At 69.4% G+C, this 24,417-nt stretch carries 23 protein-coding genes and 1 pseudogene; 5 read left to right on the top strand and 19 right to left on the bottom strand.

Annotation, left to right across the window (positions count from 1 at the left end):
* The first annotated feature begins 95 nt into the window (after positions 1-95).
* Complete coding sequence (locus GTZ93_RS23045; protein WP_161662988.1) at positions 96-1,664, top strand: PAS domain-containing sensor histidine kinase; 1,569 nt, start codon at positions 96-98, stop codon at positions 1,662-1,664.
* A 194-nt stretch (positions 1,665-1,858) separates the two neighbouring features.
* The gene (locus GTZ93_RS23040; RefSeq protein ID WP_161662987.1) at positions 1,859-2,803 is read left to right on the top strand and encodes a hypothetical protein; all 945 of its coding nucleotides are present in this window, start codon (positions 1,859-1,861) and stop codon (positions 2,801-2,803) included.
* Positions 2,804-2,817: 14 nt separating this feature from the next.
* On the opposite strand, the gene GTZ93_RS23035 is transcribed toward GTZ93_RS23040, so the two are convergent.
* The 11 genes from GTZ93_RS23035 to GTZ93_RS22985 all read right to left on the bottom strand — a co-directional run bounded on the left by GTZ93_RS23035 (position 2,818) and on the right by GTZ93_RS22985 (position 11,052).
* A complete protein-coding gene (locus tag GTZ93_RS23035; RefSeq protein WP_139922662.1) occupies positions 2,818-3,303 on the bottom strand; it encodes an SRPBCC domain-containing protein in 486 nt (161 codons plus the stop codon).
* The gene (locus GTZ93_RS23030; protein ID WP_120577149.1) at positions 3,300-3,662 is read right to left on the bottom strand and encodes an ArsR/SmtB family transcription factor; all 363 of its coding nucleotides are present in this window, start codon (positions 3,660-3,662) and stop codon (positions 3,300-3,302) included. The genes GTZ93_RS23035 and GTZ93_RS23030 overlap by 4 nt, the downstream gene beginning before the upstream one ends.
* An 11-nt stretch (positions 3,663-3,673) precedes the next feature.
* Positions 3,674-4,105: a VOC family protein gene (locus GTZ93_RS23025; protein WP_121760966.1), complete on the bottom strand. Its 432-nt coding sequence runs from the start codon at positions 4,103-4,105 to the stop codon at positions 3,674-3,676.
* 84 nt (positions 4,106-4,189) lie between these two features.
* Positions 4,190-5,686, bottom strand: a complete 1,497-nt coding sequence (locus GTZ93_RS23020; protein WP_180946172.1) for a hypothetical protein — start codon at positions 5,684-5,686, stop codon at positions 4,190-4,192.
* Positions 5,687-5,767: 81 nt separating this feature from the next.
* Positions 5,768-5,941 (bottom strand): hypothetical protein, encoded by a 174-nt coding sequence (locus tag GTZ93_RS23015; RefSeq protein WP_180946173.1) that lies wholly within the window; start codon positions 5,939-5,941, stop codon positions 5,768-5,770.
* Positions 5,938-6,519 (bottom strand): type IV toxin-antitoxin system AbiEi family antitoxin domain-containing protein, encoded by a 582-nt coding sequence (locus tag GTZ93_RS23010; protein ID WP_139922665.1) that lies wholly within the window; start codon positions 6,517-6,519, stop codon positions 5,938-5,940. The genes GTZ93_RS23015 and GTZ93_RS23010 overlap by 4 nt, the downstream gene beginning before the upstream one ends.
* A gap of 345 nt (positions 6,520-6,864) precedes the next feature.
* On the bottom strand, positions 6,865-7,389 hold the full coding sequence (locus GTZ93_RS23005) for a hypothetical protein (RefSeq protein WP_139922668.1): 525 nt from the start codon (positions 7,387-7,389) through the stop codon (positions 6,865-6,867).
* Positions 7,390-7,560: 171 nt separating this feature from the next.
* Complete coding sequence (locus GTZ93_RS23000) at positions 7,561-8,118, bottom strand: response regulator transcription factor (protein WP_139922671.1); 558 nt, start codon at positions 8,116-8,118, stop codon at positions 7,561-7,563.
* Positions 8,115-9,422: an ATP-binding protein gene (locus GTZ93_RS22995; RefSeq protein ID WP_139922674.1), complete on the bottom strand. Its 1,308-nt coding sequence runs from the start codon at positions 9,420-9,422 to the stop codon at positions 8,115-8,117. Before GTZ93_RS22995 ends, GTZ93_RS23000 begins: the two co-directional genes overlap by 4 nt.
* Positions 9,419-10,087: a hypothetical protein gene (locus tag GTZ93_RS22990; protein WP_257979482.1), complete on the bottom strand. Its 669-nt coding sequence runs from the start codon at positions 10,085-10,087 to the stop codon at positions 9,419-9,421. Before GTZ93_RS22990 ends, GTZ93_RS22995 begins: the two co-directional genes overlap by 4 nt.
* Positions 10,088-10,161: 74 nt before the next feature.
* Complete coding sequence (locus tag GTZ93_RS22985) at positions 10,162-11,052, bottom strand: transporter (protein WP_126933367.1); 891 nt, start codon at positions 11,050-11,052, stop codon at positions 10,162-10,164.
* 218 nt (positions 11,053-11,270) lie between these two features.
* On the opposite strand from GTZ93_RS22985, the gene GTZ93_RS22980 reads away from it, so the two are divergent.
* On the top strand, positions 11,271-11,708 hold the full coding sequence (locus GTZ93_RS22980; RefSeq protein WP_120577140.1) for a DoxX family protein: 438 nt from the start codon (positions 11,271-11,273) through the stop codon (positions 11,706-11,708).
* Positions 11,709-11,732: 24 nt separating this feature from the next.
* On the opposite strand, the gene GTZ93_RS22975 is transcribed toward GTZ93_RS22980, so the two are convergent.
* The 5 genes from GTZ93_RS22975 to GTZ93_RS22955 form a co-directional block, all read right to left on the bottom strand.
* Positions 11,733-12,641 (bottom strand): metallophosphoesterase, encoded by a 909-nt coding sequence (locus GTZ93_RS22975; RefSeq protein WP_139923914.1) that lies wholly within the window; start codon positions 12,639-12,641, stop codon positions 11,733-11,735.
* Positions 12,642-12,865: 224 nt separating this feature from the next.
* Positions 12,866-14,425, bottom strand: a complete 1,560-nt coding sequence (locus tag GTZ93_RS22970; RefSeq protein ID WP_161662986.1) for a hypothetical protein — start codon at positions 14,423-14,425, stop codon at positions 12,866-12,868.
* Between the two features lie 203 nt (positions 14,426-14,628).
* On the bottom strand, positions 14,629-15,114 hold the full coding sequence (locus tag GTZ93_RS22965; protein ID WP_139924138.1) for a hypothetical protein: 486 nt from the start codon (positions 15,112-15,114) through the stop codon (positions 14,629-14,631).
* Positions 15,115-15,161: 47 nt separating this feature from the next.
* Positions 15,162-15,539 carry a response regulator transcription factor gene (locus GTZ93_RS22960; RefSeq protein ID WP_120560878.1) on the bottom strand — a complete coding sequence of 126 codons (378 nt, stop codon included), beginning with the start codon at positions 15,537-15,539 and terminating at the stop codon, positions 15,162-15,164.
* A 180-nt stretch (positions 15,540-15,719) separates the two neighbouring features.
* Positions 15,720-16,172 carry a Fur family transcriptional regulator gene (locus tag GTZ93_RS22955; RefSeq protein ID WP_120527796.1) on the bottom strand — a complete coding sequence of 151 codons (453 nt, stop codon included), beginning with the start codon at positions 16,170-16,172 and terminating at the stop codon, positions 15,720-15,722.
* A gap of 274 nt (positions 16,173-16,446) precedes the next feature.
* Here GTZ93_RS22955 and GTZ93_RS22950 point away from each other — a divergent pair, with 274 nt between their 5' ends.
* Positions 16,447-18,411 carry a sensor histidine kinase gene (locus GTZ93_RS22950; protein WP_161662985.1) on the top strand — a complete coding sequence of 655 codons (1,965 nt, stop codon included), beginning with the start codon at positions 16,447-16,449 and terminating at the stop codon, positions 18,409-18,411.
* Between the two features lie 94 nt (positions 18,412-18,505).
* Positions 18,506-18,916: a hypothetical protein gene (locus GTZ93_RS22945; RefSeq protein ID WP_139923411.1), complete on the top strand. Its 411-nt coding sequence runs from the start codon at positions 18,506-18,508 to the stop codon at positions 18,914-18,916.
* On the opposite strand, the gene GTZ93_RS22940 is transcribed toward GTZ93_RS22945, so the two are convergent.
* The 3 genes and pseudogenes from GTZ93_RS22940 to GTZ93_RS43290 all read right to left on the bottom strand — a co-directional run.
* Positions 18,858-20,501, bottom strand: coding sequence for a hybrid sensor histidine kinase/response regulator (locus GTZ93_RS22940; RefSeq protein ID WP_139923409.1), 1,644 nt, complete (start codon positions 20,499-20,501; stop codon positions 18,858-18,860). The genes GTZ93_RS22945 and GTZ93_RS22940 overlap by 59 nt on opposite strands.
* 124 nt (positions 20,502-20,625) lie before the next feature.
* Entirely contained in the window at positions 20,626-21,960 is a 1,335-nt protein-coding gene (locus tag GTZ93_RS22935) for a hypothetical protein (protein WP_139923407.1), read from the bottom strand.
* An 896-nt stretch (positions 21,961-22,856) separates the two neighbouring features.
* Positions 22,857-24,284, bottom strand: a pseudogene (locus GTZ93_RS43290) (hypothetical protein); the annotation flags it as partial.
* Positions 24,285-24,417 lie beyond the last annotated feature (133 nt).

Below are 24,417 nucleotides of genomic sequence, written 5' to 3'. Positions count from 1 at the left end.
TTTTTCCAGCCTGCCCGGCACCGACGTGAAGGGTGGGGGAACAGACCTGTAGCGTCGGGGGGAGCACGATGATGGGTTTGTCCTGGGGGCCGGGAATGGCTCCGGCATGGGAACTGCCCGCTGACAGCGAGACGCCCTGCATCCTCCTCGAGCCGCTGCACGGGGAGACAGGCGAAGCGCTCGACTTCCGCTGGACGTCCATGAACGTCCCGGCGGAGGGCTGGGTGCGCTCCCTGGAGCTGGGCCGTCACGTGTCCCTGTGGACGCGGGAGGGCGCCGCGCTGTTCGACGTGGCGACGTTCGTGCGCGTGCTGATGCGCGGTGTTCCGCATGTGGGCCTGCTGCCGGGCGACCCGGCGGGGCGGCGGTACGTGGTGGTGCGGCACGGAGAGGGATTGGCGCTGTGGCTGTTGCCTCGCGACGAGGGCCAGGCGGCGGACGCGCATCAGGCGGAGCGGGAGCGGGCGGCGCGGCAGGAGGTGGAGGCCGCGCTGGCCAGGGCGGAGCAGACGGTGAGCGCGCTGCGCGAGGCGGAGGAGCGCTACCGGCTGGCGACGCGCGCCACGCACGACGTGCTGTGGGACTGGCACTTCGCCACGGACCACGTGCGGTGGGACCCGGGCACGGGGAACGCGTTCGGCCACGCCACGTCCATCCTGGAGCACAAGCTGGGCTGGTGGGGCGAGCGCGTGCACGACGACGATCGGGACCGGGTGGTGGACCGGCTGGTGGAGTTCGTCGCGTCCACGGGCGACGTCTGGAGCGAGGAGTACCGCTTCCTGCGCGCGGACGGCAGCTGGGCGCATGTCCTGGACCGGGGCGTGCTGGCGCGCGACGACGAGGGGCGCCCGGTGCGGATGATCGGCTCCATGATGGACGTCACCGAGCGCACCCGCCAGATGGAGACGATGGTGGAGGAGGCGCGCTTCCGCGAGCGCTTCATCGGCATCCTGGGACACGACCTGCGCAACCCGCTCAACGCCATCGTGCTGTCGGCGCGGGCGCAGAAGCGCCGGGGGCCGCTGGAGTGCACGCCGGAGCAGCACCGGCAGCATGCGCAGCGGATTGAGTCCTCCGCGACGCGCATGGGGAACATGATCGCGGACCTGCTGGATTTGACGCGCGCCCGGCTGGCCGGCGGCATCCCACTGCGCAAGGGCCCCACGGACCTGGGGGCGGTGTGTCAGCAGGTGGTGGACGAATTGTCCGCGGCGTACCCGGACCGCGCGGTGGCGGTGGATGTGGATGGCAAGGCGGAAGGGGAGTGGGACTCGGAGCGGCTGGCGCAGGTGCTCTCCAACCTGGTGGGCAACGCGCTGGAGCACGGCAGTCCGGACGCGCCGGTGTTCCTGCGCTGCTGGGCGAAGGGCGAGCACCAGGTGCTGGAGGTGCAGAACCCCGGCTCGCCCATCCCGGAGGAGCTGCGTGAGCGGCTGTTTGATCCGTTCCACCAGGGCGAGGGCGAGCGTGAGCAGGGCGGCCGGCGCAACAGCGGGCTGGGGCTGGGGTTGTTCATCGTGAAGGAGATTGTCCTGGCCCACGGGGGGACGGTGGAGGTGACGTCGACCCAGAAGGAGGGGACGACATTCACGGTGCGGCTGCCTCGGCCGCCGCGCCCGAAGGCGAAGGCGAAGGCCGGCCGGAGCCGGACGCGGACTGCCTGACCTTTTTGGAAGGGGTGAGCGTTCGCAGCCATGCGCTGAGGGAGGGAGCGTCCGCCGCCGCACGCCGCGCGTGTTGTGCGAAGGACCGAAGGGGATGGGCCGGGAGGGCAGGGGCGCTGCTCGCTTCGTCGGAGTGCGTTTACCGGTTGATCAGGCCGCACGGCTCGTGAGGCCCTCACGCGGAGGCAGTCCCCATGCGTCTCAATCCCCCTCGCAATGTTTCATTCCGTTCCTCCCCCTGGACGGCGCTCTGTCTGGCCGCGGCGCTGGTGGGCTGCGGTGCTCCCATCAACGAAGCCACGGAGGTGACGGGCCAGTCCTCGGACGCGCTGGTCTCCTCCAATGGGCTGACGGTGAATGGCCTGACAGTGAATGGCCTGACAGTGAATGGCCTGACGGTGAATGGGCTGACGGTGAATGGCCTGACAGTGAATGGCCTGTCCACGAACGCATTCCAGACCTGGTTCCACCAGGACCCCGCCACGGCGGAGATGGTGATGCGCTACGTGGTGAGGTGCTCGATGGCGGCGGGGATGACGCTGACCTACCAGTCGCCGTCCACGGGGAAGAGCTACCTGTGGGACGGGAGTCTGGGATTGGCGCCGGGGTGGGCCGGGGGGCAGCCGGCGACGGTGGCGGAGCAGCAGGTGGTGAGCGCGTGTCTGGCGGCGCACGCGAACAAGTACGGCGTGCACGTGAACATCTCCGTGCTGGGGCGCGACGCGGTGGGCGGGACGATGCCGTACTCCACGGACGAGCTGAGCACCTACAACGAAAAGGAGGCGTGCTTCTTCGGCAACCTCTTCACGGGTGAAGGCACGTTCGCGGCGAACGACGGCGCGTACCTGGACTACGACGAGAGCACGGTGCGCACCTGCGGCCTGTCGTCCTGGAGCGACACGACGGCGTGCACGCCGATGAAGCACGTGGGCGCGTGCCGGTACTACTGCACGCTGGACGCCACGCGGACGTACTACACGCGCTGCACGTACAACGGCGTGAACTACCGGCCCATCACCACGCGCATGCTGTCCCAGGACATCTACCGCTGCGGCGACGGCGTGTGTCAGCTGACGGAGAAGTGCGGCGGCAGCAACACGGCGGACAGCTGCGCGGCGGACTGCGGCCCCTGCAAGTAGTCAGCGGGGCTTCCTCAAGTGGAGCGGGGCCGCGCGGCGTGGAGCCGGTAGCGCGTGACGAGGTCCCCCCACCAGCGGCCGATGGTCGCGACAGTGGCCGCTCCATCCTGGCCGTGGCGCACGGGGTGGTCCATGCGGATGGCGTCCCAGCCCCGGTGCTCGAGCACCACGCGGGTGCCGCCGAAGGTGGGCTCGAAGCGGACGTCGACCTCGGTGGTCTCTCCGGGGGCGAAGTTGCTCGCGCGCCATTGGAAGACGAGCCGCGCGCCGGGCTCCCAGACGAGCACGCGGCCGATTTCGTAGATGTCGTTTTCGAAGGACTCCAGCAGCCGGCCGCCGGGGCCGGGCGGTTCGAAGCGCAGGACGCCGCGAGGGTTCCGCAGGCCGCGGTAGCGCGGGCCCTTCTTCCACCAGAGGTCGGTCTCCTCGGTGAAGACCTCGAAGGCGTCCAACGGGGACACGGCGACGAAGGTAGTGACGCGGGCGCGGTCGGCCGTCATGACTTGCGGCCTCTGGAGGGCTTCGTGCCGCGGGTGCGTTCGGCGTGGGCCTTGAAGGCGCCCAGCTGGTCGCCCCAGAAGGACTCCACCTCGTCCAGCCAGCCGCGCAGGGCGGCGAAGGGCTCCGGGCGCAGCGAGTAGACGCGCACGCGGGCGTCGTCCGAGTCGATGCGCTCCTCCACGAGCCCCGTCTGGCGCAGCACGCGCAGGTGGCGGGACATGGCCGGGGGGCTCATGTCGAACGCGGCGGCCAGCTCGCCGGCGGGGTGGGGCCGGTGGCGCAGCCGGTCCACGACGCCCCGGCGCGTGGGGTCGGCGAGGGCGGCCAGGGTGCGGTCGAGCGCGGACGGGGTGGCCATGGCGGACGAACCTACTTCGGGCCGAAGACGCGCTGGGTGAACCACCAGCGGTGGCCTTCGAGGTCCTCGGCGCCGTAGGTGCGGTTGGTGCCCCAGTCGTCGCCGTAGTTCTTGGTCTCGGGCTCCATGAGGATGACGGCGCCGGCCGCGCGAGCCTGGGCGCAGTGGGCGTCCACGTCGTCCACGTAGACCGTGAGGGTCTGCGTGTTGACGCCCCCGTGCAGCCGGGGGCTCTGGTGGAGGCCGTGGCGCCCGGAGGAGTTCACCATGATGACGCCGTCGCCGTAGGCCAGCTCCGCGTGCACGATGCTGTTGTCCGCGCCCTCCACCTTGAGGCGCGTCTGGAAGCCGAACGCGCGCTCCAGCCAGTCGATGGCGGCGGGAGCGTCCACGTAGAAGAGGCTGGAGGAGATGCGCGGCCAGTCCTCGGGGATGGGCTTCATGGCGGTGACTCCGGGCGGACGAATTTCGTTAACGTCAGGGTGAATGATTAACCCTGACGTTAACGGTCGTCAATCCGTGAGCCGCTAGAAGACGCCCGGCAGAGGCCGGTCGCGGCCGGGCATCCGGGGGGCCTGGGCGGGGTCGGTGGACGGCGCCTCTTGCGGTCCGAGGATGGCCGGTAGGGAGGCCGTGAGCCGCCCCACGTACAGCAGGCCCCGGAAGGGCTCGTTGGGCGAGGTCTCGCGCAGCTGGAGGTACGGGCTCAGGCCGGGGCGGGCGGCCACCGCCGGCGCGGGCGTGGCGCCCACGATGCCGCAGACCAGCTTGCTGTCGCGGTTCAGGTCGCAGCCCCATCGCGTGCCCTGCGCGTAGCTCATGTCCAGCACGACGAGCGAACGGTTCTCCTTCATCAGGTGCGCCATGGGGGTGAAGGACGGGTCCCACTGCGTGCCCTTCTCCATCTGCGTGTGCGTGTTGCCGGCGAGCACCACCTGGACCTCGTCCGGCTTCGCGGCACGGCGCTTCGTCCAGACCTGGGCCAGGGCCGCGTCGCGCTCGCTGCCGTTCATCAAGTCCGTGTCGTAGGCCACCACCGTCACCCTCAGTCCCGCCGCGCGCAGGGCCCGCACGCGGTCGATGAGTTCCATGACGGCGCGGCTGCTGCGGCCGTCCTGGTACGTGCGCGTCCAGAAGCGACCTTCCAGCAGCGCGTCCTGGTCGGCCGGGGCGCCGGGGCTGGACAGGTACGCGTTCACGCGCGCCTGCTCCGTGTCGGGGATGGACAGGCCCAGTGTCACCGCGAGCCCGGACTGGGCCGCCTGGCACACCACGTGGCCCACCACTTCCGGCACTTCGTTGGAGCCCAGTTGCTCGCCGATGAGCAGCGTGAGGCCCGGGTGCAGCAGCTCCGGCAGGCCGCGCACGGACGTGGTGCACGGGCCTTCCGCGACGGCCTCTTCCTTCCAGCGCTCCAGGTAGAACTCCGGCGCGCGGACGGGGGCGGGGCGTTTGTCTTCCGCCGCGTTACCGGCGAGGACTTCGACAGAGGGCGCGGACTCCAGCCGCAACGTGAGCGCCTGCTCCAGGTCCAGGTCGCGGGTGCCCTGCTGGGCGCCGCGCAGCATGGACAGCCGCTTGGTCATCGCGTCGTCCTGGTCGAAGTCCACCTCCTTCACGAAGGGATTGGACACTTGCTCCCCGCGTTCCAGGTAGACCTTCCACCACACCTTCTTCCACTCAACGTCATTGCCCGCCGCCTGGTGCGTCATGCGGAAGATGCGCACGACGGACTGGCGCGGGCTCAGCGCGATACCTGTCACCAGGTAGCGCGTGTATGTGGTGTTGCGCGAGCCGGCCCGGTCGGGTTCGGACCAGGCGGTGACGAGCTGGTTGGGGTCCTCCGTTTCCTCGAAGGTGTAGCCCTGTTCCTCCAGCAGCTGGCGCGTGGCTGCGAGCGCCTCCGTCAGGGGTTTCTGGAAGACGTGCTCGTATTTGGGCAGCGCCGCTTCGGGTGCACGCTTCGAATGGGCACAGCCGACGGACAGCAGGGTCAATGCGACGACGAGCCAACGACAATGCATTCTGCCCCCCCGGGAGAAATGCGAAGCGCCTCTCAGTAAAGCCTATGTCGCGCCGGAAAGGACAGAGGGGCTGTCTGGACGTCAGCCTGGGCTCATCGGTTCCAGCTCCAGGTCTCGGGGGACCAGGAGGAAGCGGCTGAAGACCAGCAGCTCGCGCTGGCGTTCGAGTGGCAGGTTGCGTTTCAGGGCCTCCTGGCGAAGGCGCTCCAGCGCCTGTTTGAAGGCCGCTGGCGAAGCATAGGTGCGGCCCGTCACGCGTTGAGGCCTCCAAAGGGCTTCAGTGCTTTCTCCACGGTTGGGAGGGCGCCTTTGACCATGCCGCGATGCAGGGCTTGCTGTGCGGCCTGACGCATCAGGTCCGGAGTGAGCGCGCCTTGCGCGCAGTCATCCAATGTTCTGGAGGGAGTCGTGATCCGCACGGCCCCCGCCCACTGGCGCTCGGAGTCGAGCAGGTCGGCGTAATGGAGCACGACGGGCTTTGGCACGCGCAGGCGGCGCGTCTTCCACGCCTCCGGGATCGTCAGATGGATCCGCGCGGGCAGGACGTCGGAGAGGTCATAGAGCGCGAGCGCGGTCTGATGGGAGAAGGTTCCCACCTGTTCTGACCAGAGCCACACCGCGACGAGGTCCTCGTGCTCGCCCGCTGGGAAGTGCACCAGCCGGTAGATGCCCCGCTGGATTCGCAAGGCTCGTCCGATGCGCACGTAGTGGGCGAGCAGTTGGGGCGAGTAGCCCGCCTGGGCAGCCTGCTGCGTCGTGAAGTGACCCTCCTGTGTCTCGGCCACGCGGTAGAGTTTGTCCCAGTCCGGCTTGATTGGGGGCTCGGTGCTCATGCACGAAAGTATAATCTGGTTTTAGTTTCGTGCAGATATGCGGGCGTCTATTCGCACAGAGGTTAAACTGGGATTGTAGTTTTGAGCTGGGAACGCCCCCGAATGAGGTTGGTCGTAGCTGGCGGGGGCCTTTCGTCGTTACCGACGAGGATCTCCACAGAGGGCTCGGATTCGAGCCGCAGGGTAAGCGCCTGCTTTTAGTTCCGCCAAGAGACGGTCTACTAGCTGGACTTTCGGTGCCGCGCTTCTGTGGCCGTGACTGCTGCACGGAAAGTCTCTCCTCCTGCTTCTTCAACAGGAGGGGGCCCGTGGAGGCTTCCGAACTACAGTTGTAGGACCAAACTGCTAGGAGGAAATCTTCTTTCCCTTCTTGTAATGGCGCTCATAGAAGGATGTGCCTGGCTCGTAATCCCTGATGTTCCCAGGATAGATGCTTGCATGCTTCTTCTTGTCGTTGAATGCCAGGAGAGGGCTTGCTGCGCGAATGAGAAGTGTCTCGATTTCTCTTTCGTGGTTCCGTTCCGCTACGACGTAGAATGAGAAGTAGGCCAGTTCCAGCTCTTGAACTCGCTTCCTGGCTTTAAGTCTCTGGAAGATCTCGCCGCGCCCTACGTATCGGGCGTATCCCATGGAGTCGTGCGCTACATAAACTCCTCGAGCATTTATGCCCGCTGCTTCCATGTCTTTGCGCACTGCATTCAGCGCTTCATAAGGAATCTTCTCCGCGAGTACGGTGAAGAGGCGAGGCTTTCCTCCAGGACGGCCAGGTCCTTGGATCAGCTGTCCCGACCGAACCGTCCATGTGCTGTTTCCCCAAATCTTCTCAGGGACGAGTTCCTTGCGCGATACTTTCTTGTTCGTCGAAGCCACGCGTGCTCCTTGGGGAAGGACACAACACTTTACCGGGCTGGAGGAGGACTGCCCACCAAGCCTGATTATAGGCTTGGCGAAGCCATCCAGCTAGGCGGCACAGCCGAAGAGACGAATTGATTCTGCCTTTGCGTGTAGTCCGACCTCTCGTCGCGGGCCAAGAGTTTCGCGTCAGCGCGACGGCGGGTACTTCTGGAGCTTCCGCTGGAGTGACCTTCGGTGGATGCCCAGCTTGCGCGCGGCTTCGGAGATGTTTCCGGCGCTGTCCGCGAGCACGCGGTGGATGTGCTCCCACTCTGCTCGCGCCAGGGACGGCGCTTGGAGCGTCTCCGGGGCCGCGACGTTGGGTGCCTCTTCAGCGCGCGCGAACGCCGCCAGGATGTCGTCCGCGTCCGCGGGCTTCGGCAGGTAGTTCACCGCGCCCAGCCGGATGGCATCCACCGTCGTGGAGATGCTGCCGTAGCCCGTCAGCACGATGACTCGCGTGGACGCGTCCACCGCCAGCAGGTCCCGCACCAGCTCCAGCCCGCTGTGCCCCGGCATGCGCAGGTCCACCACCGCGTACTCCGGTGACTCACGCCTTGCCGCGACCATTGCCTCGTCGTGGTTGCCCGCTGTCGTCACGTCCCAGCCGCGCTCGCGGAAGGCCCTCGCCAATCGCTCGCGCAGCGTGGTGTCGTCGTCCACCATCAACAGGCTGGGACGTTGATCCACTGGGGCCGTGCTCATGCCGCCGCCTCCTTCGCGTCCGCACCCGGCAGACTCAGGCTCGCCGTCGTGCCTTCTCCTGCCTTCGAGCGCAGTTCCAGCGACCCGCCCAACTGCTCCGCCAGCGAGCGTGCCAGGAACAGCCCCAGCCCCATGCCCTCGCCCGGCGCCTTCGTGGTGAAGAACGGCTCACCCGCGCGCTGAAGCACCGTCTCCGGCATGCCCTGGCCTTCGTCGCGCACCTCCAGCCGCGCTCCCGTGCCCTGCGGCAGCACTCGCAGCTCCACGCCCCTGCCCATGGGCGTCGCCTGGAGCGCGTTCTTCACCAGGCCCCTCAGCACCCGCGCCAACGCTCTCGGCGGTCCGTGGACGGGATGCGCCTTCAGCGCTTCCGGCACGTCCACCTTCACGCGCTCACGGCCGGACAGCTCCGACAGCGTCTCCTCCACCAGCCGCTCCAGTGGAATGGGCTGGAAGGGTTCGCCCGTCGTCTGACCCGCGTCCGCGGACATCTGCACCAGCACGTCCCGGCACCGGTCCACCTGCTGGCGGATCAGCCTCAAGTCCTCTCTCACGGACTCGGACGTCTGTGATGCCGCGAGCGCACGCTCCAGCTCCTTCGCCACCACCGCGATGGTGGACAGCGGCGTGGACAGTTCATGCGCCGCTCCCGCCGCCAGCGTCGCCAGCGAGGCCACCTTCTCCTGCCTCTCGTGCCTTGCCCGCGTCTGCTCCAATTCCTGCTCACGCAGCGTCAGCGCCCGCGTCACGCGCTGGATGAAATACACGATGAAGCCCGCCGCCACCGCGAACGCCACCCACATGCCGCTCAGGTGCAGCCGCATCAGCTCCGCGTGGTCCGGCCTCTCCAATCCCGGCAGCGTCACGTCCTGCAACACGAACAGCGACCCGAACGCCAAGAGCGTGAAGCCCAGCATCGCCCACGTGCGGCGCGGCGGCAGCAGCACCGTGCCCAGCGCCACGTTCACCAGGTACAGCGTCGTGAAGGGATTGTGCGTTCCGCCGCTCAATGCCAGCAGCCCTGTCAGCACCAGCGTGTCCCAGAGCATCAGCCCGAAGATGGCCGCTTCCGCCACCGGCCTCGCCTTCGCGAGCCCCGCGCGCACCGCCGCGTTCGTCACCGCCTCCACGCCCAGCAGCGCCACCAGCGCGGGCACCGGCAGCACCAGCTTCAAGCCCCACGCCGCCACCGCCACCAGCACCGCCTGGCCCACCAGCACGCCCCAGCGCAGCCTCAGCAGCCACACCAGGTTGATGCGGGCCCGGAGCGAGGGTTCGGAGGAGGGCGGCGGAGAAGACGTCATGGCGCGACGGAGGACATCGCCACGGAGCGGGCCACCGTGTCCAGCGCCGAGGCCGCCGCCCCGGGCGACTCCAGGTCCACCGTGGCGAGCCACGTGTCCCAGGCGAGCGCGAAGGTGCGCTCGGCCGCCGGCTCGTCCTCGGACAGCGTCAGCCCGTCCAGCACCACGTCCACCGTGGCGATGTTGGACGTCACCAGCCGGAAGGGCTGGGGCTCACCGCCTCCCGCCGGCACCCGCGTCCCCTCCAGCCACAGCGTGTGCTCCAGCATGTCCACGCCGCTGTCCGCTCCAGGCAGGCCCTCCGCGTCCGCGTCCGCGGGCTCGAAGGTGAGCCTCGCCCGGCAGTAGCGCCCCGGCGGCGGCCGCACCGTGCCCAGCGCCAGCACGCTCCCGTCCGGCCGCTCCAGGCCACTGACGTGCGGCGTGCCCAGCCTCAACGGCGAACCCACCGAGTGCGCGTGCGCGGTGCCAATCGGAGACAGCGCCTTCAAGAGCCGCCACCCCAGCGCCTCCTCGCACGGCTTCAACTCCACGCTGCCCAGCGTCACGTAGCCTCGCGTCAGCGTGAGCACCTGTCCGTCCGCTCGCGTGAAGGAACGCTCGCCTCCCGCCGCCTGCACACCTTGCGCGGTGGCCCGGTGCTCCAGCCCCAGCGTGACGGTCATGCCGTCCACGCGCTCTCCACATGCGCTCAATGCGCACAGCAATCCCAACCCTCCCAGACGCGAGGCGCGGATCATCACAGGTCGTACGCGAGCGAGAGCACCGCGATGGGCGTGGACGACACCCGGCGCAGCTGGTTGACGACAGGAATGCGCACCCCGGCCTGCACCACCACGTCCATGCCCGGGCTGAAGAGGACGTCCGGCGACGCGTACGCGATGAAGCCTCCTCCGGCCTCCTCTGGCGTGCCGTTCGTGTCCGGCGCCTTCTCCGCCCGGGTGTCCACGCCCAGCCGCACCGCCCACGTGGGGGACGGCTGGTATTGCGCCGCCACCTGCGTGCGCACCGACGCGCCCAGCCGGAAGTCGTCGCGCCCTCGCGAGGGCAGGAAGCCCAGGGCGCTCGCGAGGAACGACCAGTTGCCCCGGAAGCCCTGCCACGCCAGCCCCGCCATCGGATCCACGGAGCCGCTTCCGGGCTGCGCGTCGATGCCCAGCGTCGTGCCGTCCCTCGCGTGCAGCCGGGGGCCCGTGGGCAGCTTCACCCCTCCCACCACGCTGATCAGCTGGTCCGGCGAGAACTCCTTGTCCTTCCACACGAACGCCTTCGCCGTCACGTCGATGTCGCCCAGCCCCCAGCCGCGCTCCAGTCCCAGGCTCACGTCCTGGACCTCGCGGGCCTGGAGCGGCAGGTTCACCGCCAGCACCAACCAGGGCCTGGGCGCGTACGCCACCGCCACGTCCATGCGCAGCTCGCGCAGCCGCTGCGCGTCCACGCCCGTCACCCCTTCCGTGTGCCCCCACGCGCGCAGCATCGTGGACAGCCGCAGCCGCCCTTCGAAGGGCTGCTCGCCTCCCATGGATGTGAGGGTGGGGTCGCCGCAGGCACAGCTCGCGCAGGCCCAGGCCGGGGCGGTGGGCACGAGGAGCAGCGCGGCGCTCAGGAGGGCCAGGGTGGGGGTTCTCAAGGCGTGGCCACCCTAGCGTCCCCCCGTCCCGGCGCAGTGCGGCGTGTTGTCGCAGCCCGCCGGTGCGTCAACCCGGGGACGCACCGGTCGTCCCCCGGCCTGGGGAGCGGGCAGGGGAGCGGGGGCCGGCTGTCCGCCCGTCCATCCGTGCCTATCTGGAGAATGACACCGACCCGTCCGCGTTGAGGGAGGACACGCCGGAGGCATGGAGGTCATTCATGGGGCTGCTCGCACCGCTGGGACGGCTGCTGTTCTCGGTCATCTTCATCACCAGCGGGCTCAATCACTTCATCCAGCTCCAGGCCCTCACGGCCTACGCCCAGGCGTCCGGGGTGCCCGACCCGCGCACGGCGGTGCTGGTGTCCGGCGGAGTGCTGGTGGTGGGGGGCTTGTGCGTCCTGCTGGGCGCCTTCGCCCGCCTGGGCGCGGCCATGCTCGCGGTGTTCCTGGTGGCGTCCGCCTTCATGGTCCATCACTTCTGGAAGATGGATGACCCCGTCCAGGCGCAGAACAACCTCATCCACTTCATGAAGAACCTCTCCATGGCGGGAGGCGCCCTGCTCATCGTCTACTTCGGGCCCGGCCCCTTCAGCCTGTCGCGCAAGAAGCGCGAGAACGCCCTGGGCGGCATGAAGCTGGGCACGCCCCTGCGCTGAACTCGCGCGGGCGCGCCCCGTGGATCAGATCGTCCCGACGTGGGCGGCCTGCTGCGTGCGCAGGGTGAAGAAGGCGACCTCCGGCGTGCTGCCCCGGCGCAGGTACGGCCCGCCGAAGCCGAAGCCCAGCCCCTGGTTCACGTACAGGTGGTTGCCATTCACGCGGTAGTGGCCGCGGATGTACGGCTGGCCCGCGCGGCGGAAGATCGCCTCCGTGAGGCCCCGGACGATGAACTGCCCTCCGTGGGTGTGCCCGGAGAACTGCACCAGCCCCGCGTGCGCGGGCAGCTTCTCCGCGGTGGGCGGCGTGTGGGCCAGCACCAGCCGCGTGCCGGACGTGGGCGCGCCACGGAAGGTGGCCTCCACGTCCTCCTTGCCGGTGAGCCCGTCGTCGATGCCCAGCACCGTCAGGGGCGCGCCCTTCACGTTCACCACGCGGTGCTCGTTCTGGAGCACCGTGTAGCCCAGCGCCTCGAAGGACATGCGCAGGTAGGGCGCGTCCACCCAGTGGTCGTGGTTGCCCATCACCACGAAGACGGGGCCGTTGAGCCCCTGCAGCAGCTGGCGCACGCGCGGCAGCGGCTTGGGGCTGTGCGTGACGTAGTCGCCCGTGAGGAACACCAGGTCCGGCGCGGCCTCGTTCACCGCGGCCACCGCGCGGCGGATGCGCACGTCGCTGGTCGCCTGGCCCACGTGCACGTCCGACAGCTGCGCGATGCGCAGGCCGTCATGCACCGGGTGGATGCTGTCCAGTTGGAGCAGGTGCTCGGTGAGGACGAAGTGATCCCTCCATCGCAGGCGCCGGTCCGGCCGGAAGGGGTCGGGGCCTCGCGCCTGGAGCTCGTTGCGACCGTGGGGTTCCACCGCCTCGGAGATGGCGAGGGAGGCGGCGGCACCAGCGGCGTGACGGCGGCGGGCGAGTCTCAGGCGCATGCGTTCGGATTCCTCCGGCGGGGCGAGGCGATTGTAGAGAGCAGACCGGGGGGCCGTGAAGCCCGGGGGCCCGGCCCGCCTGCCCCCTTGCACGAAGGCACGGGGGCGGAAGCAGAACCGGGCCTCCTTCCAGAACATTTCCCGCGCCTTCCAGGCAACCATCACCCCCCCGTTGCGCCGGGTGCGACATGCGCACCGCCCCGGCGTCAGGGTGGGAGTCCTGCTCAGTGGCCGCGCAGGACGGTCAGGCCTTCCGACGTCAGCACCAGCAGCATGCCGGAGGTGCCGGAGCCGTCGTACACGAGCTGGAGGACCTTGTTGCCGCGCACGTCCGCCACCTTCTCCACCGTCTTGGACGGGGTCAGCCGGTAGAGGCCTCCCGTGTTGGTGCCGATGAAGAGCGAGCCGTCATTGGTGGAGGCCAGCGCGTTGATGCCGCCGAGCGCCGGCACGTCCGCGCCGACGCGGGTGCCCTTCTGGAAGGGGTTGGTGGCGGAGAGGATGGTCATCTCCCACAGCCCCAGGTCCTTGCTGCCCAGGTAGTACTTCTTGTCCGTGGTCTGCTGGAAGCCGCGCCAGGAGTCGAAGGTCTCCTGCGAGTTGACCTCCGGGAGGTAGGAGGACTTCACCTTCTGCTGGTTGATGCCCGCAGTGGTGGTGTCGTCCCAGTTCTCCAGCTTCGTGTCGGGCGTGACGATGCCGAAGTTCCACTCGTTCGCGATGAGCACGTCCCCGTCCGGCGAGATGCCCAGGCCGTAGGTGTAGCCGGCGTACTGGGAGCCCCGCGCGTCGAACCACACCGGGTGCCGGTGGGCGTTGTAGGTCAGGCCCCGGATGCGGGTGACGCCGTGGTTGGAGCCGAAGAAGACGTCGCCCTTGTTCGGGCCGCGCAGCACGGACGTGCAGCTGTACATGGCGCGGTCTTCGTCGAAGTGGTGGTCGTTGCTGTTGCGGATGCCCAGGCTGACGCCATCCACCACGGTGGGGCCCGTCTGGATGAAGGGGTTGCCGTTCGCGTCCTTGTTGGCGCGGCGGGACTGGTTGATGTGGCCTTCGAGGACGACCTGGCCGCTGGCGTCCAGCTTCACCGCGTCCACGTCACCCTGCTTGTAGAACTGGAGCCGGCGCGGGCTGAACGGGAAGCAGGTGGTCTCGTTCACCGGGATTTCGCACGGCTTCGCGGTGACGATGAAGTTGGTGTGGATGTCCGGCCACTCTGGATCCACGCCCAGGTCGTCCGCGTAGTAGCCCACGTAGGCGCGGCCCGCCTCGCCGCCGCAGATGACGCTGGAGGGCTGGCCCTCCGCCGCCTGACCCACGGGCCCTCCCACCCAGACCAGCTTCTGCGTGTCCGCGCGCACCACGCCAATGCGGTCGCCGTCCAGCACCCAGATGTTCTTGCCCAGGTCCACGCTGACCGACTTCACCCTGCCGATGCCGTAGCGGTCCGAATAGTTCGTCACCGGATCCGCGGGCCATGGATCCACCGTGCCCGCGTCCGTGCCGCCGTCGGTGCCGGCATCCGTGCCCGCGTCCGTCCCGGCGTCGGTGCCCGCGTCCGTCCCTGCATCCGTCCCTGCGTCGGTGTCCGTGCCTGCATCCGTGCCCGCGTCCGTCCCTGCGTCGGTGTCGCCCCCGGTCCCCGCATCCACCCCTGGCCTCGGGTCGACATTGTCCGTGTCATCAATGGGAGTCGTGGGCCCGTCGGACCCTCCGCAACCCCACGCCGACAGCACCATCGCCCCCACACACACGCCCAGCCCCAGCAGTCGTCGATTCACCATGGTCTCCCTACGCGCCACCTAAGCAAGCGGCGTACCCGCCCTGGAGATCAGGCTGTCCGTGCGGCATTCCCTGGAGAGAGGGCAATTTCCTTCCCAGCCAGGGCAGCGGCCGACCCTGAAGGGGCAGTAAAAAAGCCGGGCCCGCTCCCCTGGTGGGAAGCGGGCCCGGTGAGAGGCATTGAAGAACCTGTCCGACGGCCGGACTACTTCTTGGGCTTGGGCGAGGTGGCCTTCAGCTCCAGCGCGACGGAGTCATCTCCCTCCAGCTGGAACTTCGCGCGCACGTTGGCGCCCTCCGGCAGGTCGCTCACCTTCGCCGGCTGGTCGTCCAGGGTCACCTTCGTCTTGTCGCGCACCTCCAGCTTCACCTCCGGCAGCGTGTCCTTGCGCGCCAGGGTGATGTCGTCTTTGTCCTTGGCCTTCACGGTGCCTTCCATGTCGAAGGCGTACTTCTCCTTCCACACGCCCGTCTGCGCCGCGGCCTCCTTGGAGGTCTGCGCGCCCACGACGCTCTTCGCGGCGTCACCGATGGCGGGGCCCACCTGCTGGGCCTCGATGCCCGTGGACCGGCGGCCGTGCTGACGCGAGCTGGGCGCGCTCGGCGCAGGGTTCTCCGGGGTGCCGGTGGGTTCCTGCGCGAAGGCAGTCGTTCCCAGACACAGCACTGCCGCGATGATGAGCTTCTTCATGGTCCGCTTCCTTTCGTGGATGGGTTTCGTGTCCCCGTGCTCAATGTTCAGACGGGCAGGCAGAGCTGCTTCACGGTGGTGAGCAGCGCGGACAGGTCCAGCGGCTTGCGCAGGTAGCCCGCCACGCCCATGCCATCCACCGTGTCGCGCACGTCCAGGTCCGCGCTGGCCACCACCACCGGGATGTCCGAGCACGCGCGCTCGTGGCGCAGCGCCTCGCGGAACGCGACGCCGTCCATGCGCGGCATCATCAGGTCCAGGAGGATGAGCTGTGGCCGGGGCTCCGACGAGCGCAGCCGCTCCAGCGCCTCCAGCCCGTCCGCCGCCAGCTGCACGGCGTAGCCCTCCAGCTCCAGCGCGTCCTGGAGCGCATCCCGGATGTCCATGTCGTCGTCGACGACCAGCAACGTGTGATGGGCTTCCATCCCAATCCCCCTGCGAACCCTGGAGCGCCCACGCCGTCCCCCGAGCCGGGACGGCGGGCCTCCGCTTCGCCAGGACGAATCTGTGTCCGGGGGCGGGAGAGCGGAAGCTCACTATGTAGGCGGCTGCCTACCAGTGAGCACATCCCCAGCGGGGGCTCGCCTGGCGGGCTGGAGGGGGGGCTACTCGCAGCGGTCGCAGAGACCGCGCAGCTGCACTTCCACGGCGCGCTGCGACACGGCGCGGGGAACTCCCCGGGCGGTGGTGAGGCGCACGGACTCTTCAGGGAGGCAGGCGACGGTGCCGCAGTCGGTGCAGGTGAAGTGGGGGTGGTTGTTGGCGTGCTCGGTGGCGCCGGCGCGCTTGAGCTCGAAGCGCCAGACGTGGTCGCCCAGGTCGGCGCGCACGACGAGGCCGGCCTCGGTGAGGTCGGTGAGGTTGCGGTAGATGGTGACGCGGTCGTAGCCCTCGCCGCCCAGCTCCTCCACCAGGTCCGCGTGGCTCATGGGGGCGGTGGCGGTCTCCAGCTTGCGCAGCACGGCCACCCGGGGGGCGGTGCTGCGCAGCCCCGCGGCGCGAATCCGGTCCTGGAACCCGGTCAGCTTCTCCTGCGCCGTGACTTTCTTGGCACCCATGGGCGGTCGAATAACACACCGCCGCGCCCACGTCCCCCCACGCCTGTGCAAACGAAGTGTACCTGTAGCCCGGTTGTACTTGTGACGCGGCAGGCCAGCGCCAGGCCTCCCTGGTCCGTGGCCTTCCAACTTCCAACACTTCCAAAGGGTTGCCTTGACTCGGAGGCCCCCGTCACCAGACTGCGCCCTTTCCACACCCTGGTGGCGGGCCGTTGGGGTCCCACCTTCCAGAACGACCTGTCGCCCGCGCTCGTCCTCCTCCTCCAGTCCCCCGATGAAGCCCACCCTGCTGCTCGTCGAAGCCCCGGGTTCCCACCGGGAGCTCCTGTCCCTGGCGTTCCAGGGGCAGGGGTGGCGGGTGCTGCTGGCGGTGGGGGTGGAGCCGCTGGTGCAGGCGCTGCGCGAGTCCCCGCCGGTGCACCTGGTGCTGGCGGCGGGGGCGCTGCTGGCCTCGGAGGCGGGGCGGTTGGGCGCGCTGCGTGAGGCGCTGGCCGCGTCCGGTGCCTCCCTCTGGGTGGAGGCGCCACCGGCCGAGCAGGACGCTCTGCGGCGGTCGGGCCTGCCGGTGGCGGGGTTCCTCGCGACCGGGATGTCGCTGGGGGCTCGGGTGGAGGCGGTGCGTCAGGCCCTGCCCAGGGAGGCGCCAGGCCGCCAGGCCGCGCTGCGGGTGCTGGTGGTGGAGGACGACCCCGTCTACCGCAAGCTCCTGCAACTGGCGCTGGCGCCCTTCCGCTTCGAGCTCATGGAAGCGGAGGACGGGATGTTCGCGCTGGAGCTGGCGCGGCGGCACCCGCCGGACATCGTGCTGGCGGACGTGCTGATGCCCCGGCTGGACGGCTTCCGGCTGTGCCTGGCCCTGCGCCAGGACCCCAAGCTCGCGCGCGTGCCGGTCATCCTCACGCACGCCACCTCGCCGGACGAGCTGGACCTGCGCATGGCCGCCAACGTGGGGGCCAACGCCTTCGTGCGGCGCTCACAGGGGGATGACGAGCTGGTGGCCACGCTGCTGCGCGAGTCTCGCGCGGAGGGGCCCCTGCCCGCGCCCGTGCACGGCGAGCTGTCCACGGAGACGCACCTGTACGCGATGGTGCGCCAGCTGGAGCGGCGGGTGGGGTTGCTGGAGCAGGCCGAGCGCACCGCGCGCGAGAGCGAGGAGCGCTACCGGCTGGTGGTGTCCGGCTCCTATGACGGTGTGTGGGATTGGGACGTGCGCAACCAGCGCATGTACTGGAGCCCGCGCCTCCTGGAGATGCTGGGGCTGAAGCCGGAGGACTTCGCGGGGACGTCGGAGGCCTTCCTCGCGCGGGTGCACCCGGAGGACCGGGACCCGGTGGCGTCCGCGCTGGCGCTGCACCTGGAGCAGGGCGCGCCCTACGACGTGTCCTTCCGGCTGAAGCACGAGGCCGGGGGCTACCGCTCGTGCGTGAGCCGGGGCCGGGCCATCCGCGACACGCAGGGCCGGCCGGTGCGCATGGCGGGCATCATTGGCGACGTGACGGAGCAGCTGCGGCTGTACCGCGAGGCGCGCGAGGCGGTGCGCGTGCGGGACGAGTTCCTGGCGGTGGCCGCGCACGAGTTGCGCACGCCCCTGGCCGCGCTGCGGCTGCGCGTGCAGGGCACGGCGGCGGCGCTGAAGCTCGAGCGCCAGGTGGCGCCGGAGCGGTTGGAGCGCGCGCTGGTGGCGGCGGACCGGCAGGTGCAGCGGCTGGCGGACCTGGTGGAGGGGCTGCTGGACGTGTCGCAGATGCAGGGCCACGCGCCCCGGCTGAACCTGGAGGCCGTGGACCTGGGGCAGGTGGTGCGGGACGTGGTGCTGCGCTCGGAGGAGCTGGCGTCGCGCGCGGGGTGCCTGCTGGTGGTGCGCGACGTGGCGTCCGCGGTGGGGCACTGGGACGCGCTGCGGCTGGGGCAGGTGGTGACGCACCTGCTGGTGAACGCGGTGAAGTTCGGCCCGGGCAAGCCGGTGGAGCTGGAGGTCCAGGCGGACGAGTCCACGGCCTGGCTAGTGGTGCGCGACCACGGCATCGGCATCGCGCCGGACCGGGTGGACGGCCTCTTCCGCCGCTTCGAGCGCGCCGTGCCCGCGCGCAACTACGGTGGGTTGGGGCTGGGGTTGTACCGCCTGGCTCGCATCGTGGAGGCGCACGGCGGCGAGGTGGCGGTGACGAGCACCCTGGGGCAGGGGGCGACGTTCCGGGTGCGACTGCCCCGAGCGGGGCCTCCGGTGGGCCCCGCCTGACGGCCGTCCGGGCGGGCGGCACCTCTGTTGGATGATCCACATCCGGTGGACGTGCGCCGCTGTCCATCCGGGAGGAAGGACGCAACTTCCCCGCATGAAAAAGCGACCCACCGTGCTGGTGCTCAACGGAAGCGAGGATCTCATCGAGGCGCTGGAGGAGGTGCTCGACGGGGTGGGCTTCCAGACGAAGGGCGTGCGCGTGCAGGACGTCATCCGTGGCCCCCTGGACTTCGCCACGCTGGTGCGGGAGACGGCGCCTGCGGTCATCGTCTACGACATCAGCGTGCCCTTCGACCTGAGCTGGCACGCGTTCCAGAAGCTGGCCGCGAATCCCGCCGCCGCGGGCATCCCCTTCGTGCTCACCACCACCAACCGCGAGGGCGCGAAGGAATACACGGGGACAGATGTCATCGAGTTGCTGTTGAAACCCTACGACATCGACCAGTTCACCCGGGCGGTGAAGCGGGCGGCGAAGCGGGGGGCTGTCGAGGCAGGCGCACGGTGAAGGTGGTGCCCGCCTCCTCCGTGCTCGTCACGCTCACGGTTCCGCCGTGGGCGTGCACCACCTGACGCACGATGAAGAGGCCCAGGCCGATGCTGCGGTCCGAGCGGTCTGCCTGGTGGGGGGTGCCGCGCTCCAGGGGGGCGAAGAGGCGCGGCAGCAGCTCCGGGGAGATGGGAGCGCCCGCGTTGTGGACCTCCAGCACCACCGTGTCCACCGTCCCCAGGCTGCGCACCTGGATGGGGGCATCCGGGTCGCCGTAGGTCAGCGCGTTGCCCAGCAGGTTGCCCACCACCTGGGAGAGCCGGTCCGCATCCCATGTTCCCGCGCCGTCGCCCGCGGAGGTGACCTGGAAGACGCGTCCGGGGGCGCGCGTCTGGGCCTCCTCGACGGCGGTCTCCACCAGGGCATGGAGGTCCGCGCCCTGGAGCTTGAGGGGGAAGTCGCCGTGGCGCACCTGGGTGAAGTCGAGCAGGTCGCGGATCATCCGCACGGCCCGTTCGGTGGCGGTGCGGATGCGGTGCACGCGCTGCTGCTGTGAGTCGTTGAGCCCCGCGCGCTCCAGGAGCAGCGTGGAGGACAGCAGGACGGAGGACAGCGGGCTGCGCAGGTCGTGGCTCACGATGCCGATGAGCTGCCGCTCGAAGTCACCGCGCTGGCGTGCCTCCTGCTCCAGCTGCTTCCGGGCGGTCACGTCCCGCAGGGCGCCCACCACCTGGACGACGCGCGCGGCTTCGTCACGGACGATGAGGGCGTGCTCCTCCACGTCCCGCCAGGCGCCGTGCGCGTCGCGGAACCGGTGGCTGCCGCGCCACACGTCGTCGCCGCCTTCGATGGCTTCGCTGAAGCCGCGCTGGACGGCGGCGAGGTCCTCCGGATGGATGTGTCTCCGCCACCAGTCCAGGCGTGGCACCCGCGGGTCGTCCAGCGGGCCCAGCAGGTCCTGTCCGCCGCTGCTCCACTCCAGGGTGTCTGTCTGGGGGTTCCATTCCCAGATGGCGTCCTGGGTGGCGCGAGCGGCCAGCCGGAAGCGCTGTTCACTGTTCCAGGCGCGCAGCTCCGCGGCGCGGACCTCCTCGAGCGCGCTCTCCGCGAGGGTCCGGCGGGCCTGCTCGTCGGACAGGCTCTGGCGGTGGGTGTCGAGCTCCTTCGTCACCCGGGTCTCGCGCTGGCGCTGCTGCCGGCTCCAGTGGGCCAGACCCAGGACGCGGGCGACCAGTTCCTGGGCGCGGAAGGGCTTGAAGACGTAGTCATTGGCGCCCGCGCCCAGTCCTTCGACGACGTCCTCGGGACTCTGATGGGAAGTGAGCAGTAGGACGGGGATGCGGGCCGTGGCGGGGATGCTCCGGACGAAGGCGCAGACCTCCAGGCCGGTGAGGCCAGGCGTCTCCCGGTCCAACACGAGCACGTCCGGCGGCGTCTGGATGCCAAGCGCTTCCACCAGCACGGCCCCGTCGGGGAACACGGCGACGTCACAAGCGGACGCGAGCGCGGCCTGCGTGGCCCGGGCTTCGGTGGGCGAGTCCTCCAACAGCCACACGATGGGGCGTGCCGCCGGGTCGGGGCGTGTCGGGGTGTCAGAGGGCATCGGGGATGGATGGGGTCCTAGTGCGTTCGTCGGATCCAAGTCCAGTGACGGCGGGCAGCGGCCTCGTCAGGGGCGGTTGCCCGGTGGACAGCCGGTCGCGCTGCGCGCACGCGCGTGGCTCCTGTCATGACCTGTGTCGCTCTGCTTCCCGGAAGAACTGCGTGAGCGAGTGCGTCAGCAGCGACTGGCGGGATTCCATGTAGCGGCGTGCGCGGAGGAAGGGCAGCCAGACGCGCTGGCCGACACGCACCTGAGACTCTTCGGGGTTCTGTCGCGGAATCCAGGTCCCCCCCAGGCGCTTCACCAGGATGCCACCCAGATAGGCCCCCAGGGCCGGGGCGGTGTGCGAGTCGATGAGGTCTCGCTTGTAGCGCTCCGGGAAGTTCTCCCGCCAGAAGTAGAAGTCGAGGTCCGTGAGGGACTCCGGTGTCGCGTCGAAGATGCTGGGCACCTGGGTATGGAGGGCGGCCACGAGGCCTTCGGTCAGGTCGACGTAGCCGCTGTGGACCTGCGCTGGACTCGCTACGTCCGAGGGCAGGGCGGCCGGGAGCCACTCTTCCGGTTCGGGTGGCTGGAAGGCATTGAGTTCAGCGATCTTCCGCTGACGTTCACTGATGGCGACCTCATCCGGCAGACGCGAGAGGAGCGGCGTCAGGTCCGGGTGGAAGCGGGGTTCAACTGGCGCCAGCGCGGCGCTGCGCTCACGCAGGGTGCGCAGCACCGTGTCGAAGTCGAGGTCGGGCCGCAGGTGGACATGCGCGCGGGCCTGGGCCATGCGCGCTTCGTCGCTGGCGAAGTCCGCGGCGGTGGGGCGCAGCACGAGGAGGACGGAGCCGTTGGGGAGTTCTTCTACGAGGTGCGCAGGCGTCGAGAGCATCCGTTCCCTGCCTACGGTCTCCACCAATTTCAGGCCGAAGACGTTCAGCCAACACACCTCATGAACTTTGTCGAAACCATCCCTCCGAGACACCTGCGCTTCGCGGCCGAAATGAGGGAAGCCCGCCAGTTCACGGTCAGCCATGCTGTGAGCCGAAGCATACGGTGCCGGGTAGTGGCGCGCCCACGCCCGAACCATTTCGATGAACCTTCTGCACTCCTCTGTCTCAGAAAAGAGTGAGAGGGGCTTCACGTCGATCCAAATTCGTAGCTTCGGGGCGAGCGGAGGAAATTGCAGACTGAGCATCATGTCCAGTTCAGGCGAGTGCGCACGAAAGAGTCCAATGGACGTGCTGTTCTCGTCGCGGCGCTCCTTCAGGGATACCCAGACATTTTCGCGGGAAAATTTGCGCCTGCGCTTTCCTCTGACGATATCCGGCGTCCATTTCCCAGCGCAGACAGCCAGCGCCTGAAGAAAGGGCGCGACCTCTCGCTCCACCTCGGCCATCTGGTCAAAGGCGCCTTCAAACGAAAACAGGAAGTTGTCATCCGCACTTGAGCTGTGAGCATCCAGCACGTTCATTGGACCATCACCTCCACCTCGCTCACCTTTTCCTGTGCTTCGCTCATGGCTGCCTCCAACGTTTCCGCCTTCTTGGGCTTGAGCCCTCCGCCCTCATATACGAGTCGAACCCTTTGGACCTGCGCGCTCTGACGCATCCCTTTCCGCAAGACCTCCAGCTTCCCCCCGTAGTACCTCAGCGCGTTCCTCGCATCCGCAGTCATTTGCGCGACCAGTGCGTCATTATCCAGCAGCTTGAGCTCCCGACTCTTGAAGCTGAATGTCTCCACGCGGGGACTCGGGCCAGCAGCGGGCCCTTCTTCGATGACGAGTACGTCCGCGAAGCGGATGTCCACCTTCGCCACCCCCACGTGCGTCTCGATGCGCGGCTGGTCGAGGTCCTTGAGCCACCGCCGCTGCGCCCGCGGCAGGGCGGCATCCGCCTCCAGGAGGGACACCATGGTCTGCTCGAAGGCCAGGCCCCGCGCATACCTGTCACGCACGAGTTGGTAGCCCGCCCACTTCAGTGGCCCCTTCTCCGCAATCCCTTTCTTGATTTCAGCGGCCCGAGTCTCCAGGTACGCCACGTAGTCGGCCCAGAGTGGCTGCGCAGAGGCTTCGGCAGGAGCCGATTCCCGCAGGGCCTGACGGTGCCTCGTCAGCTCCGCCACGTTCATCGGCAGGCGCTCTCCTGGGAACTCCGCTTCCAACTGCTTGAACTTCGCCTCCGCCACTTCCGCGGGGAGTCCAGCTGCCTCGGAGGGCATCGAGGGCCGGATACCGCCCCTTCTCGCTGCGCCCCCGCCGGCGGGGGCGGCACTCGGCGGCTCGCGATACCGCACCGCCAACGTGGCCTGTGCTTGAGCGATGCTGCCTCGCGCCTCGTACAGCGCCAGTGCGCCCGCCTCTCCCCACTCCCCCACCCCCATGGCCGCGAAGGCGCCCGGCCGCAGCGTCCCGTCCGGCGTGGGAAACAGCAATGTGCCGCCCTGCCCCAGCGCGTAGAGGTTGCCTCGCAGGAAGCGCCACCGGGCCTCTCCCGAGACGAGGTAGCGCGTTCCCGGCTGGCCTATGGCCGTCGCCAGGCCGCCGACGCCCAGGCTGAAGTCCCGGTGGAGGAGTTGCGCCTCCACCCGCCCGTCCACGTCCACCCGGCCCCAGGAGAAGGCCTCCACTCCTAGGGAGAGGAAGAGGTGTCGCTGGCGCATGCCACTCAGGCGCACCGCGTCCCAGCTGAGAATCACCTCCCCGTAGGCGGAAGTCCCCTCCGGGAAGGACGCCTCCGCCAGCGGCACGGAGGCCAGGCCCGCCACCTGGAAGCGCGCCAACTCGTAGTCCGGGCCGAAGACGCCTTGCCGGAAACCTCCGCGCTGCAGACGCCCCTCCAGCCGGGCCCGCAAGTCCACCGTCGGCGTCAGCGCATCCACGCCCACGCCCGCCACCGCGCCCCAGGCTCCACCCTCGCCCGGGCGTCCGCCCCATCCGCCCAGCAGGTGCGCCTCCACCCTCTTGCCCTTGCGCCCGCGCCGCAGCACCACGGCGGTGGCGTCCAGGTGCGCCAGCGTCATGGGCCTCGAGGTGCCTCCAACCTGCCCCCAGTCATGCACCGCCGACAGCGCCAGCGTGTAGCGCCCCGGGACAGGGGGGCGGCCGAAGAGGACGTGCTGTACATCCAGGGCCACTTCCGCCCCTGTCAGGCGAGCGCTCAGCACGTCCGAGGCGAAGACCTCCGCGTACACCGGCCCCAGCGTCCCCGTCGCGATGACGCCGGCTGGGTGGGAGTCGGGGTTGATGCGGTTGCCGTAGCGCCGCACCAGGTGCCCGGACAAGAGGGAGTAGCCCTCCATCATCCCCAGCCACACCGAGTTGGGCGTGTCCCCACCCACCATGAAAAGGCGCACCACCTGCCCCCAGTCGGACAGCGTGTCCCAGTCCTCCTTCCTCACGAGGCCGGCCCCTTCTCCTCCGCCCCACAGCCGCAGCCGCACCGGCGCACCGAGAATGAGGCGCAATGACTCGCCCTTTCCCAAGGCCACCATGGGCTCCACCTGCACGAAGCCTTCGTCGGTGCCCTCGCCCCTTCGCGGCAACAACGTCAACGTCGCCGCGTCCATGCGCAGCAGGTTCGTCCATGCGGGTGCCGAGTCTGACGTGGCGGGCGAAGAAGTCTCCTCCCCGGGCTGCGCCTCTCCCTCGCCTTCCTCTCCGGAAGACCCGGCCGAAATGGCCTCCTCCAGCCTGCTCACGATGGAGTCAAAGTCTTCCGGGGCAACCACCTCCTGCGCCCCTCCCGCCCCGGGGAACAGCAGCAGCAAGACGACGGTCCAACTCCAGCGCATGAACATCGGCGTCTCCTTGGAAAGCCCCGGCAGGGAAAAGGACAGAGTCTTCCCGTTCGGTCCGACAGGGCCGCAGGCAATTGCTTTGCGCTGAGGGCGCCAGACAGGTCATGGACAGACGTGTCACGCCATGGCGCCT

The sequence above is a fragment of the Corallococcus exiguus genome, from assembly GCF_009909105.1.
In the GTDB taxonomy this organism is placed as follows: Bacteria; Myxococcota; Myxococcia; order Myxococcales; family Myxococcaceae; genus Corallococcus; species Corallococcus exiguus.
This window is presented reverse-complemented; position numbering and strand designations above follow the sequence as displayed.